8 protein-coding genes are annotated in these 14,018 nt (G+C 46.2%); 2 read left to right on the forward strand and 6 right to left on the reverse strand.

Annotated elements, in window-relative coordinates:
• Window positions 1-84: 84 nt before the first annotated feature.
• The 6 genes from JO154_RS18895 to JO154_RS18920 all read right to left on the reverse strand — a co-directional run bounded on the left by JO154_RS18895 (window position 85) and on the right by JO154_RS18920 (window position 11,404).
• Window positions 85-714: a hypothetical protein gene (locus JO154_RS18895; protein ID WP_291948394.1), complete on the reverse strand. Its 630-nt coding sequence runs from the start codon at window positions 712-714 to the stop codon at window positions 85-87.
• Window positions 715-941: 227 nt separating this feature from the next.
• Window positions 942-2,417, reverse strand: coding sequence for a glutamate synthase subunit beta (locus JO154_RS18900; protein WP_291948396.1), 1,476 nt, complete (start codon window positions 2,415-2,417; stop codon window positions 942-944).
• A 30-nt stretch (window positions 2,418-2,447) separates the two neighbouring features.
• On the reverse strand, window positions 2,448-6,977 hold the full coding sequence (gltB, locus tag JO154_RS18905) for a glutamate synthase large subunit (RefSeq protein WP_291948398.1): 4,530 nt from the start codon (window positions 6,975-6,977) through the stop codon (window positions 2,448-2,450).
• A gap of 395 nt (window positions 6,978-7,372) precedes the next feature.
• Window positions 7,373-8,908 carry a family 10 glycosylhydrolase gene (locus tag JO154_RS18910; RefSeq protein ID WP_291948400.1) on the reverse strand — a complete coding sequence of 512 codons (1,536 nt, stop codon included), beginning with the start codon at window positions 8,906-8,908 and terminating at the stop codon, window positions 7,373-7,375.
• Window positions 8,909-9,002: 94 nt separating this feature from the next.
• A complete protein-coding gene (locus JO154_RS18915) occupies window positions 9,003-10,871 on the reverse strand; it encodes a mechanosensitive ion channel family protein (protein WP_291948402.1) in 1,869 nt (622 codons plus the stop codon).
• 80 nt (window positions 10,872-10,951) lie between these two features.
• Window positions 10,952-11,404, reverse strand: a complete 453-nt coding sequence (locus JO154_RS18920) for a methylglyoxal synthase (RefSeq protein ID WP_291948405.1) — start codon at window positions 11,402-11,404, stop codon at window positions 10,952-10,954.
• Window positions 11,405-11,624: 220 nt separating this feature from the next.
• On the opposite strand from JO154_RS18920, the gene JO154_RS18925 reads away from it, so the two are divergent.
• Together JO154_RS18925 and JO154_RS18930 are read left to right on the forward strand one after the other, a co-directional pair.
• Window positions 11,625-12,221: a NifU family protein gene (locus JO154_RS18925; protein ID WP_291948407.1), complete on the forward strand. Its 597-nt coding sequence runs from the start codon at window positions 11,625-11,627 to the stop codon at window positions 12,219-12,221.
• 88 nt (window positions 12,222-12,309) lie between these two features.
• On the forward strand, window positions 12,310-13,998 hold the full coding sequence (locus JO154_RS18930; RefSeq protein ID WP_291948409.1) for a PNGase F N-terminal domain-containing protein: 1,689 nt from the start codon (window positions 12,310-12,312) through the stop codon (window positions 13,996-13,998).
• Window positions 13,999-14,018: the final 20 nt, after the last annotated feature.

The following is a 14,018-nucleotide window of genomic DNA, read 5'->3' on the forward strand; positions in this document are numbered from 1 at the left end:
CTGGGCACAGGGTTATGACGCTGTGCAAGGATACGTTAAATACGGTAACGGGCATACTTTTTTTTGCGGAGAAGGGGCAAAAAGTCAGACAGATGGCTTATTTCGCTGATTAAAACGACGTATATACCAGAGTAGTTTATCCTTTTTTTCTTTATCAGACCGGAACTCTTCCAGTAGTTGTTCGTCTTGGGGTAGGATGTATTTTCGGAGGTTATAGGCGGATAACTCGAATATTTCGCCGGTAAGAATGTTAATAACTTTTATGAGCTGCACCGGAGTGCGGAGGGCCGCAACGGTCATATCAGCAGAGTTGTAATAATTGCGGGAAGATTGCAAACCTTGTTGCCGATAGATGCAGTAATACCCGGTTTCGAGGATTTTATTCAGGCCATTGTCCCGCACATAGATATTAATGCCATCGCAGTAGCCCCAGTAATCCTTTACCTTATGCTCCCCGCTGCCATCTCGGAGGACCAGCTCGTTTTTGCTGGCCAGGAGATACATCTGTGCGGCATTGCTGCGGTCTTTAATGGCCAGGTCCCCATCTTCTGAGGGGTTATTGGTCTGGAAATCCCTAAAGGTCTTGTAGAGGCCTCTTTTAAAGGTTTGGGCGTAGATGATCAGGTCGTTTGGGTTGACATCGTTGCTTTTCTCCTGGGCGCTTGCACCTAGAGAAAGCAATACGATACACAATAAACACAGCTTTTTCATCATGATCTAAAGTAATCCAGTGCTGGGGTATTGAAAAGTGGAAATAGCTGAATAGGCGGATTTTTTCTACTGAAACAGGAATTATATCTGTAGGGGGAGATTTGGGGAGATATAAAGTAAAAGGCCGGGTAAAGACCCGGCCCGACTGAAGGTTACAACAAAATCTAAACCTGCTTATGAGAAAAGTTAAATATGATTAAGACGGGCAAGAGATCTGGGATCTCTGCTGGTTACAGGGCCATGGCCTGTAACGAATGGTCTTTGCTTTCCAGTTGGGAAGTGCCCATAAGGAATTCATCCACTTTCCTCGCACACTCGCGTCCTTCGCTTATGGCCCATACCACCAGTGATTGACCGCGGCGCATATCGCCGGCAGCGAACACTTTAGGAATGGATGTCAGGTATGTCTTTTCAGAAGCTTTTACATTGCCTCTTTCGTCTTTTTCAACTTCCAGTTGATCTAGCATACCGCTGTGCTGTGGGTGTACAAAGCCCATCGCTAGGAGTGCTAATTCGCATGGAATATCTCTTTCTGAACCTGGAACTTCGGTGAATTTTGCCGGGCGGCCATCCGCACCAAGAGACCATTGCAAGTCTACAAGGCGGAGTGCTTTCAGGTTGCCGTTATCGTCACCAATAAATGCTTTGGTAGCGATAGCCCATTGGCGGTTGGCGCCCTCTTCGTGAGAAGAGGAGGTTTTGAGCACCATTGGATAAGTAGGCCAAGGCATGTAATCCGTACGTTCACCTGGAGGTTTTGGCAGCAGTTCCAGTTGCGTAATGCTCACTGCGCCATGACGATTGCTGGTGCCCACACAGTCGGACCCCGTGTCTCCCCCACCTATAACTACTACATTTTTACCGGTTGCCAAAATATCCTGGCCTTCCACTGCTCTGCCAGCAACGCGTTTATTCTGTTGCTTGAGGAAGTCCATCGCAAAATGTACGCCCTTCAATTCTCTGCCAGGGATGTTTAAATCACGTGGAATGGTGGAACCACCTGCCAGTACTACTGCGTTGAATTCTCTCAACAGATCATTGGCACTAACGTCAACGCCTATATTAGTATTGCATTGGAAGACAACACCTTCTTCTTCCATCAGTTTCACTCTACGTTCTATCACCCATTTTTCCAATTTGAAGTCAGGAATGCCGTAGCGGAGTAATCCTCCGGGAGCATCGTCTCTTTCAAACACGGTTACCTGGTGACCGGCATAGTTCAACTGTGCAGCAGCGGCCATTCCAGCAGGACCGGAACCTACCACTGCAACTTTTTTACCAGTGCGCACTCTTGGGGTCTTGGCTTGTACCAACCCTTTATCGAAGGCCACTTCAATAATATGTCTTTCAATTTCTTCAATAGCTACGGGTGGCTGATTGATACCGAGTACACAAGCGCTTTCGCAAGGTGCAGGGCAGATACGGCCGGTAAATTCCGGAAAGTTATTGGTAGAAGTGAGAATGTCATATGCATCCTGCCAATCCTGACGATAAACGGCATCGTTGAATTCAGGAATGACATTTCCCAGCGGGCATCCGCTGTGACAGAAGGGCACGCCGCAGTTCATGCAGCGAGCAGCCTGCTGGTTCAATTTATTTTCAGGGTAGCGTTCTACAAACTCGTTATAATGCTTCACCCTTTCCCGTGGATCTGATTTCCCCGGCATTTCGCGTGTAAATTCCAGGAATCCTGTAGGTTTACCCATGTTGATAATGCATGTTAATTGTTACTGATACTATCTGCCTACTTTCTGACTGATTGATTTACCTGCTTTCAAAGCTGCCTTGTATTCTTTAGGGAATACTTTCACAAAGTGACGTAGCTGATTTTCCCAGTCTTTCAGGATAAATTTCGCCACGGAACTGTTCGTGTAGGCGTGATGTTTAGTAATCAAGTCTTGCAGTGCAGCTACATCTTCCTGATCCAGTGGATCGAGGTCGATCATATCGCGATTGCAATGGTTGGCAAAATTTCCTTTCACATCGTAGACAAAAGCGATACCACCGCTCATACCGGCACCGAAGTTGCGACCGGTTTCACCCAGTATCACCGCGCGTCCGCCGGTCATGTATTCACATCCGTGATCGCCCACTCCTTCTACTACAACGGTAGCGCCGGAGTTACGAACGCAGAAGCGTTCCCCTGCTTTACCGCGGATATAGGCGTCTCCGGAAGTAGCGCCATAGAAACAAACGTTTCCGGCGATGATGTTGTCTTCTGCTTTGAAGCCCGCTTCTGCCTGCGGATAGAGGATCAGCTTAGATCCAGACAATCCTTTACCGAAGTAGTCATTTGCTTCCCCTTCGAGTTCCAATGTCAGACCTTTGGTGGTAAATGCGCCAAAGCTCTGACCTGCGGAACCAACGAATTTGAAGTGAAGGGTATCTTCAGGAAGACCTTCGCTCTTGTAGCGTTTTGAGATTTCGTTTGATAAAATGGTACCGATAGTACGGTCAGTATTTTTAACATTGAACTGTTGGAATACACGGGTTTTCTTTTCCAGTGCAGGTTGTGCCGCTTTCAGCAACTGCCAATCCAGCACTTCCCTGATACCATGATCTTGTTCTTCCTGTTTGTAGAGGCCTGTTTCAGCAGCAGCCGGTTCTTTATACAGGATTGGAGACAGATCCAGTTTAGTTGTTTTCCAGTTGGTGATATCTTCACGCAGTTGCAGGGTATCTACCTGTCCAACCATTTCATTTACGGTACGGAAGCCCAGTTCGGCCATGATTTCACGCAGTTCTTCTACCAGGTAGTTGAATAGGTTTACTACGTGCTGAGGATCTCCAGTAAAGCGTTTGCGCAGTTCTGGATCTTGTGTAGCCACGCCTACAGGGCAAGTGTTCACATGGCATTTACGCATCATGATACAGCCTTCTACCACCAGTGCAGCAGTAGCCACACCCCATTCTTCTGCACCCAGGAGCGTTGCGATAGCGATATCGCGGCCGGTTTTCAACTGACCATCTGTTTGTAATACCACGCGACTGCGGAGTTTATTACGAACGAGTGTTTGATGAGACTCAGCAAGACCTAATTCCCAAGGCAGACCAGCATGTTTAATGGAGCTGATAGGTGATGCACCGGTACCGCCATCGAATCCGGATACCAATACTACATCTGCTTTCGCTTTGGCCACACCCGCAGCGATGGTACCTACACCTGCTTTGGATACCAGTTTCACACTGATACGGGCAGCGCGGTTTGCATTTTTCAGATCAAAGATGAGCTGAGCCAGATCCTCGATAGAATAGATATCGTGGTGAGGTGGTGGGGAGATCAGCCCTACGCCTGGAGTGGAGTGTCTTACTTTCGCAATCCAGTCGTCCACTTTATGTCCTGGCAGTTGACCGCCTTCCCCAGGTTTTGCACCTTGGGCCATTTTAATTTGCAGTTCATCTGCATTGGTCAGGTAGTAGCTAGTCACCCCGAAACGGGCGCTGGCCACCTGTTTGATAGCAGAGCGCATAGAGTCGCCGTTAGGGAGCTGCTCATAACGGATCTCATCTTCCCCACCCTCGCCGGTATTGCTTTTTGCACCGATGCGGTTCATTGCAATAGCCAGTGTGGAGTGTGCTTCGTGAGAGATAGAGCCAAAGCTCATAGCGCCTGTAGCGAAACGCTTCAGGATATCCGTTGCCGGTTCTACTTCCTCAATGGAGATAGACGGACGGGTACGCCTAAACGAAAACATACTGCGGAGTGTACATGCTTTTTCGCTTTGGTCGTTTACTGCTTTGGAATATTTTTTAAACGTGCTATAATCGCCCATACGGGTAGCCAATTGCAGCAGGTGAATGGTATTTGGATTGAAGAGGTGGAATTCGCCTTTGCGTTTCCATTGATAAACGCCTCCTTCTGTCAGACGCTGTACTGGTGTTTCTTTACGACCGTAACCCATCCAGTGTTTAGCCAGCGTTTCCCGTGCGATATCATCCACTGTCAGGCCCTGGATACGGGATACAGCACCGGTGAAGTATTTATCTACCACAGACTGACTGATACCCAGAATTTCGAAGATCTGTGCACCTTGGTACGACTGCAATGTAGAGATTCCCATTTTGGAGAATACTTTCAACAGGCCGTCGCAAACAGCTTTGATATAATTCTTTTTCAGTTTATCCACATCCTGATCTGTATCCAGCTTACCGCCGATTTTCATATCGCGGATAGTGCTGAGTGCCAGGTAAGGATTGACGGCAGTAGCGCCAAAGCCCAACAGGCAAGCAAAATGATGTACTTCCCATACATCGCCGGCTTCAACGATCAGTCCCACCTGGCCACGATACCCTTTACGGATCAAGTGGTGGTGTACTGCCGAAGCAGCCAATACAGAAGGAATAGCGGCGTGTTCAGAGTCAATAGCACGGTCAGAGAGGATAATTACCTCGAAACCATCTTCCACTGCATCCACTGCATAGCGGCATAATCTGGCCAAACCTTTCTCCAGGGAACCTGGTTTGCCATCCGCTTTGAAATAGGTTTGCAGGGTTTTAGCCTGGAATAAACCTGTATCTATGCTACGGATTTTTTCCAACTCATGGTTGTTGAGAATCGGATGGCGCAATGCCACACCATGGCAATGCAATGGATTCTCATCCAGCAGGTTACCGTTATTTCCCACATAAGTAGCCAGCGACATTACCAGTCTTTCCCTGATAGGATCAATAGGCGGATTGGTTACTTGTGCAAACAGTTGTTTGAAATAGTTGCAGAGATGCTGCGGCTGGTTACTGAGAACAGCCAGTGGCGCATCTGTACCCATGGACCCTACAGGCTCCTTACCATCGATGGCCATTGGCGCAATAATGGTGCTGAGATCTTCCGTAGTATATCCAAAAGCACGCTGGTATTTGAATATCTGCTCATGTTCCAGATGCGAAAAAGTAACGCGTGGTTCAGGCAGTTCTTCCAGACGGATTTTATATTTATTCAGCCATTCGCCATAAGGTTGCTGGGAGCAGATTTGCTGCTTCAGTTCCTCATCGCCGATGATGCGGCCCTGGTCCATGTCCACGATGAACATTTTACCTGGTTGCAGGCGGCCTTTTTCTTTGATATTTTTTGGATCGATTGGTAATACACCAGCTTCAGAAGCCATGATTACACGATCGTCCTTGGTTACAACGAAGCGGCTTGGACGCAGACCGTTACGATCCAGCGTAGCGCCGATAATTTTACCATCGGTGAAAGAAATAGAAGCCGGACCATCCCATGGTTCCATCAGGGAAGCATGATATTCGTAGAATGCTTTCTTGACAGGGTCCATGTCTTCATTACCATCCCACGCCTCCGGTACCAGCATCATCATTACATGTGGCAGGCTACGGCCGGTGAGGGTCAGCAGTTCGATCACGTTATCCAGGCTGGCGGAGTCTGACTGGCCTTCTTCTACGATAGGCAGTAGCATTTCCATTTCTTCCTGGGAGAAATATTTAGACACAAAGTCTCTTTCTCCTGCGCGCAACCAGTTGAGGTTACCTTTCAGGGTATTGATCTCACCATTGTGAGCGATATACCTGTAAGGGTGCGCTAGGCGCCAGCTAGGGAAAGTATTGGTCGCAAAGCGAGAGTGGATGAGGGCGAAGGCAGATACCATCTTCTCATCAGAAAGGTCTGTATAATAATGACGTACCTGGTAGGTGGTCAACTGACCTTTATATACAATCGTTTTATACGAGAGTGAAGCAATATAGAACAGTGCTTTATCCTTAGGAACAGTATTACGCACTGTTTTGGAAATATAATTACGCAATACAAAAAGTTTGCGTTCAAAAATTTCCGGATCACTGATATGATAAGGACAGGCAATAAATACTTGTTCGATTTCTGGTTCTACAGAAAGCGCACTTTCTCCGATGCCATCCGGACGTACCGGTACTTTACGATACCCCAGGATTTCCAGGCCCAGTTTTTCGGCACTGCGCTGAAGGATTTCGCGGCATTCTTCACGCCAACGGGGTTCTTTAGGGAAGAAGACCATTCCCACACCGTACTTTCCAAATTCAGGCAGACGAATTCCTTGTTTCAGACACTCATCGTACAGAAATTCATGCGGCATTTGAAACAGAATACCGGCACCATCTCCAGTGTTTTGCTCACATCCGCAAGCACCGCGGTGTTCCATGTTTTCCAACATGGTCAGCGCATCACTTATAATCTGGTGGGATTTACGCCCTTTGATATGAGCGGTAAAACCTGTTCCGCAGGCATCATGTTCAAATTCAGGGCGGTATAAACCATGCGTTTGTCTCACTTCGTCCATTTAGTTTAGATTTTATTCTTAGGCACACTTTTCCCAGGTGACTTGCGCCGTGGGTGATGGTGTACGATATTTCTCGGGAACGGTTTAAAGATACTAATAGAATGCCGTATTTTTTATACAAATTATTGTTATAGGCATAAAATTTAGAAAAATTGAAAATTGATCGCCGTTTGATTTGATTTTTTTGAAAAAAGAATGCGGTGCCGGCTCCAGGCCCAGGTGAAAAAGAATTTATCCACATGAGAAGATTAGAAGAGATTGCCTGTGCTCGTTTTGGAGGGGAATTTATTGGAAGGAGTGAGCATTGGGGCAGAATATAGGTACGTGGAGCGGGAAAGCTATTGATATGGAAACCGGTGCATTTATTTTCTAAACGCACCGGTAATAATATATCTCTATTCGAAATCAAACCTGGTTTTAACACCAGGACTGATGCGCATAGGATTGCTGGACAGGCTTTCATTCTGGAGCCTGTCCAGTGCTGTTACTACATAAGTATACCTTCTCCCCTTTACATAAGAAACATCGATGAACATTGGATCTGATGTTTGCTGTACGATGGCGATGATTTTCGTAGGGTCGGTTAGGTTAATGGCTTGATTCTCTTCGAATCGATACAATACATACTGGGTGGTATGTTGTAGGGTATCGCCGTCAGACCAGCGGATTTCCAGTCCGGTGCTGCGTTCTATCGCATCATTGAAATAAGGAGCGTCTGGCGCAGTGTCCGGCAGCCAGGACATGGTAGGTCTGAGCGCAGGGTATTTATACAGGTGATTGCGCAAGGTGTCCTCTATTCCCAGTGGATTGCCCATGAATGATTTAGCACTGTAGAAGAAACTTCCCTGTACAGTATTGAGTGTACGGGCTTCTTCTATCTGACGTGGAACCTCATTCGGATTTTTCCAGATGGCATTGCTATTGATTTTATAAACACCATGACCAATATAAACATCACGGCCATAGCCATGTTGACTCCACCAGTTGAGCAGGATTTCATAAGCTACCAGTCGGTGACCTCTTTCCCAATACAGTTGTGGGGTTACGTAGTCAATCCAACCATTTTTGAGCCATTTCACCACATCCGCGTAGAGGTCATCGTAATTGGACATGCCACCGCGTGTATAGGATCCTTCCGGATCACGGTCGCGGTTACGCCAAACACCGAAAGGACTGATACCAAACTTTACATAAGGCTTTTCCGCTTTGATGGCTTTACTCAACATATTGATGATAGCATCGACATTAGCACGGCGCCAATCATCTTTGTTCATATTGCCGCCATACATCCGGTAAGAGTTGTTATCCGGGAACTCCTTGCCTGGCACGCGATATGGATAAAAATAATCGTCGAAGTGAATCGCGTCGACATCATATCGCTTTACTACATCTTTAATAATGGAAGTGACATAATCCCGTACTTCTGGAATGCCTGGATCAAAATATTTCTTACCGTCGTAAGTGAGGAACCACTGCGGTTTCTGACGAGTGATATGTGTGGCGGATACACTGCTACGGCTAACGTTGAAGACTGCACGATATGGATTAAACCAGGCATGAAACTCCATACCTCGTTTATGTGCTTCTTCAATCATAAATGCCAGCGGATCATAGTAAGGAGAAGGCGCTTGCCCCTGCGTACCTGTAAGATACTCTGACCATGGCTCGTATGGCGACAAATAGAACGCATCGGCAGCAGGTCTTACCTGCACCACGATGGCATTCATGCCGTTACGCTGCGCTTCATTGATGATGGAAATGAATTCCTGTTTTTGTTGATCTGTGCTCAATCCTCTCCTGGAAGGCCAATCAATATTCTCCACCGTTGCTACCCAAACGGCTCTCATTTCCCTCTTGGGCGGTAATTGTGCCCAAGCCTGGTGCATAAAAACTAACCAGCAAATTACGCCAGCGATAAATTGCTTCAACATCTGCCTTACTTTAATCCATAAAATGCGAAAATAGCAAAACGTATGGGACCCGTACTTAATTATTTGATTATTAGTTTAAATACTGTTAAATCCGCTATTCTTTCCGGTTCATTTTTACCCCAAATTCGGGTGCTTCATAGTTCTTTGGTAAGTGGTCTGATGGAATGGTAGAATGATTGCCATCACGGTGTGCATAATAATGCGGCGACATAATCTCCACGCCTGCCTTATTGAATTCATCCTGGATATGTTGATGCAAATCAGAATAAATCTGACCCATGCTTTCAGGGTGATGGGTGTAAGCATTGATTTCATACGCTACAGCGAAATCATTAAGGCTGGTTTGCAGGACAAAGGGTTTGTTGTCTTCCGAAACACCTGCTGTTTTTTTCGCTGCATTTATCAACAATTCATGCACCGTAGTCCATGGTACATCATAGCCAATGGTGATAGTTGTATGCAGTACCAGTCCGAGTTCCTGGCTGGAAGTAGAATAATTGATCGTATGTCCATTGAGGATGCTGGCGTTTGGAACGGTGATTTCTTCGTTATGAACCGTGCGTAAACGTGTGACCAGCAATGTTTTTTCGATCACTTCTCCCGCAATATCTCCTAGCCTGATTTTATCGCCGATTTTAAACGGTCGCATATAAGTGATCACAAAACCCGCTATGATATTGGATATGGCGGAGGAAGATCCCAATGAAAACAAAATCCCTAAGAATACCGATACGCCCTGGAATATTTTGGAATCCGATCCAGGTAGATATGGGAAGATGACCACAAACATGAATGCATAGAGTAAAAATTTTATACCGCTGGCTGTTGGCTGTGCCCAATCGGCATAGAATCCTCTAATGACAAGGTTTCCGGTGGCCACTTCTTTGGAGAGGTAATTGACAAGTTTCACGAGATATCTTACCACGATGTAGATGACCAGTATCGTTAATAATTTCGGGAGATACGATACCACGCCCATAATCATGGCCTTCAGCGGTGTGAGGGTCCAGGTAATTAGTGTTTCTGCAATGCCTTTTGTCCAGGGGAAGATGCTGAAAACCACTGGCAGCGTGATGTACAAAACCAGCAAGATCACGATAATGCGGATCACCTTTAGCACATTGAAAGTAACGTGAAGTTGTTTTTCCGGGTTGAATACAGCATAACCTTTCACTTTCATGCCACGGAAATAACGATCTTTTCGTTGCAGGATACGCAATCTGATTCTTCTAAATAGCCGATTGATCAAGTATACGATGCCTGCAAATACTATTACTATTAGCAACAGTAGTGCGATCCTTATGAACAAGGATTTCCAGCTATTTTCTTCTTTATATTTTGCAACAGCAGTATCGATTTGGGAGATGTAATGTTTGGCGATCTGCGATTTGTCCTGTTCGAGCCAAAGGGCGTCGTCGCTGGTGATAGTAAACAAAATCATTTCGCCGTAGGTAACGTCGAGGTTATTTTCATTGGGCACCATTCTGATGGAATCGGCTACGAACAAGGGATCATCGCCCAGGTGTTGTATTTTATGCTCGATATTGGCCGCTCTTTCACTCGGCGACAATGGGCCGATCTTATTATAAATGTAAAACAGCGTATCCTCGAATGGTTTGACAGGAATGGCGGAGGAAATAGCTTTCAGTTCCCGGATTCGCTGGATTTGCCGTACTTTTTTTAGGGAATCGGCCTGTTCAAAGGCAGATAATCGACTTAACAGTTCCTTTTTGCGCGCATCATTGCCCGCTTTCAGGCTGGTGATTTCATTGATGAGCGCCAGTTTCTCCAGGGAATCCGCTCTCATGAGCGAATCTGTTTCCCGCAGTACAGATGTAGTGATTACCAATTGAGAATCAACGGCGGCAGATTTGGCGGTACGTGTAGAGTCTTGCAGGGCAAGGGCATTACTCGTTGTAGTTATCCACAAAAGGAAGGTAAAAACAGAACATAACAATCTCATTCCCTATACTTTAAATAATAAAGTACGGAAAAAAACTGAAGGATGATTGTAATGCGGGAAATTTATAAAGGCAGATGCGGTTACACTTTTCTGCCGAGGTATTGAGAATAGTCGGGCAGGATCACCTCATAATCCTGGTGCATCAGTGGTGATGTCAATAGGAAATCTGCCGTAGAGCGATTGTTCGCGATAGGGATATTCCATACCACGCCTAAACGGAGGAGGGCTTTGATATCCGGATCATGAGGTAGGGCTTCCATTGGGTCCCAGAAGAAGATAATTACATCCAGGGCGCCTTCCGCTACCAGGGCTCCGATTTGTTGGTCGCCGCCGAGAGGGCCGCTCAACAATTTGCGAACAGATACGTCCAAGGCTTCTTCAATCAGCTTGCCCGTTGTGCCGGTGGCGTACAGCTCATGCCGACTCAAGACAGTCTTGTTGTAGGTGGCCCATTCTATCAATTCGGCTTTTTTGTGGTCGTGAGCAATTAACGCAATGCGTTTGCGTGCTTTTAGCATTTTTACTGTTTGCATAGTACAAAAGTAATATAGGATGTGGAATAAATAAATGTTGATTTTATTTAATATTTGTGAAAGCTGGGTGGATATGGGATTCACTGACAGTTGGGTTGCAGCCAGGGCCGACTCATTGGTTTTTCCTATAATGGTATTGTAAAATTCGATTGTAAAAGAGGGGCTTTGGGGTCAGAATCTCCCCTAAAAATGTTACCTTTGCTCGGTAAAAATGGATAAAATGATTAAAACAGGCAATCCCATTATCAGCATATACACGGAAATGACTCCTAACCCGGAAACAATGAAGTTTGTTGCCAACAAACTCCTGTATCCTGGTAAGAGTATTGATTTCCCGGATGAAGCCAGTGCTAAACCATCTCCGCTTGCAGTGGAACTGTTCAGTTTCCCATTCATCAGAGGTGTGTTTATTATGGCTAATTTTATCACGCTTACCAAAACCAGTGAAACAGACTGGAATGATATTATCCCTACCGTTAAAGCCTTCCTGAAGGAATATCTGGAGGATAATCGTCCTGTTGTGAATGAGGAAGAAGTTGTTGTTACTAAGGCTATGGCCAGCAACACAGTGAGCGCGGATGACAGCGATGTGGTAAAACGTATTAAGGAACTGTTGGAAAACTATGTTAAACCAGCCGTAGAAATGGATGGCGGTGCTATCCAGTTCAAAGATTATCACGACGGTACGGTGAAACTGATGTTACAGGGTTCCTGCTCAGGCTGCCCATCTTCAATGATCACGCTGAAAGCCGGTATCGAAGGCATGATGAAACGTATGATCCCTGAGGTGAAAGAAGTAGTGGCAGAAGCAGAATAAGCCATAGTTGAGTGAATGATAGTGTTAAATGAAAGCACAGTCTTAGTGGCTGTGCTTTTTTATTTGTGACCAAAAAGCAATGAAAAAAATGAAAGGACTACTCGCCTGGATTTGTCTTGCCGCGGCCCTGCCAACTGCCGCCCAGCAGAAAAAGAAAACAGACAGTACTGTTGCCGTAATTACCTACGGCTTTGTAAACAACGGAAAACCTTCTACTGGTGAAGGCTTTAAAATGGTGGTGGATCATCAACAGGTACACCTGATTCCCGGCGGCAAAGCCCAGAAGGAACAACAATACCTGGATTACAAAGACAACAATACCCTCCAAGTACTGACCCTTCCCAACGGTGAGGTATACACGCTGAAAAAACCTTTCGGCGAACATCCACAGCCTGAGTTACTCCCCGATACGGCTACCATTCTCGGTATCCCTTGCAAAAAGGCCAAACTTTTCGTTCGTTCCAATACCATTGAGGTATGGTATACGGATGCCCTCAAATTGAAAGGTACGCCTATGCTCAGCTACGCTCCTGCTCTCGGGCTCGTACTGCGCGTAGTGCGCAATGGCAACAGCGAAACCATTGCCCGCAAAATCGAATACCGCAAAGTAACATCCCAGGAACTAGCATGGCCTTCCAACTTCGGCCAGCAAGTAGACGATGCTGCTTACATGCGTGCGGTGATCGACAGTCGTTATACTACCCTACCTATTTTCCAGTCGGAACAAATCAGTTGGGGCAATAATACCCCTAACCCGGAAGGTGATCAGGCGGATAAAACCTACCACTTTGCTGGTGGAACCATCATTCTCAAAAAGGTGAAACTGCCTGCTGTTAAAAAAGGCGAAACCCTCTTTGCTGACCTGGTACAGTATTCTAACGGCGATGCCTATGACCGTACCGGCTCCGTATTCGTTATTCCAACTAGCACCGATACCACTTTCCTGGATGGCCTGAAAAAAGGCGTAGGTGCATTACCGTTATATCACGCCAGAAATGGTAAAAAATACCAGGGAATGGTAGCAACAGAGCATTATCTGCCTCTTCTGGAAGTAATGCGGTTTTTCACACCTTTTGGGGTGCGTCAGTTTAATAACCAAGTGAAAATCAAGGGTTACAACTGGGCCGACTCCGTTATCTACAAGCAAGATATCACCGAACTGAAAAGTGCCCTTCAGGGAGAAGTTTGGATTGGTGTATATCTCGGCAACTACGATAAAGGTGGCCATAAAGTGAGCCTGTCTTTCAAATATTATCCAGGTGATGATGAAGATGAGGCGAATACCGGTCGTAACTGGGCGATGCCTATTTTCAACACTACCAATGTAATGGAGATGGCGGGACAGGAATATGCTACATTATTTGATCAGGACTCCCTGACCGTAACCGTAAATATTCCGGAAGGCGTGAAAAATCTGCAACTGCGCTACCTGACTACCGGCCATGGTGGCTGGGGCGGCGGCGATGAGTTCAACCCTAAGCAGAATGAGATTTTTGTGGATAACCAAAGCGTTTATCACTTTATCCCGTGGCGTACGGATTGTGCCACTTATCGCTATTCTAACCCTGCTTCCGGTAATTTTGGAAACGGGCTTTCTTCTTCAGATCTGAGCAGATCTAACTGGTGCCCAGGAACCTTAAGTGCTCCGGTGTTCATCAATCTGCCTGATATGAAGCCAGGTAAGCATACCTTCAAAATTGCTATTCCCCAGGGCAAACCAGCCGGTACTAGCCAGAGTTTCTGGAATGTATCAGGTACCCTGATTGGTGAAAAATAAATAACCGCCGGAAGCCGTAA

Origin of the sequence: Chitinophaga sp., assembly GCF_019236475.1 — a bacterium.
In the GTDB taxonomy this organism is placed as follows: Bacteria; Bacteroidota; Bacteroidia; order Chitinophagales; family Chitinophagaceae; genus Chitinophaga.

Bases quoted from the DNA above. Each gene is read 5' to 3' on its own strand.
- JO154_RS18925 (WP_291948407.1), top strand. From the start codon at position 11,625: ATGATTAAAACAGGCAATCCCATTATCAGCATATACACGGAAATGACT.
- JO154_RS18895 (WP_291948394.1), bottom strand. From the start codon at position 714: ATGATGAAAAAGCTGTGTTTATTGTGTATCGTATTGCTTTCTCTAGGT.
- JO154_RS18910 (WP_291948400.1), bottom strand. From the start codon at position 8,908: ATGTTGAAGCAATTTATCGCTGGCGTAATTTGCTGGTTAGTTTTTATG.
- JO154_RS18920 (WP_291948405.1), bottom strand. From the start codon at position 11,404: ATGCAAACAGTAAAAATGCTAAAAGCACGCAAACGCATTGCGTTAATT.
- JO154_RS18900 (WP_291948396.1), bottom strand. From the start codon at position 2,417: ATGGGTAAACCTACAGGATTCCTGGAATTTACACGCGAAATGCCGGGG.
- JO154_RS18915 (WP_291948402.1), bottom strand. From the start codon at position 10,871: ATGAGATTGTTATGTTCTGTTTTTACCTTCCTTTTGTGGATAACTACA.
- JO154_RS18930 (WP_291948409.1), top strand. From the start codon at position 12,310: ATGAAAGGACTACTCGCCTGGATTTGTCTTGCCGCGGCCCTGCCAACT.
- gltB (WP_291948398.1), bottom strand. From the start codon at position 6,977: ATGGACGAAGTGAGACAAACGCATGGTTTATACCGCCCTGAATTTGAA.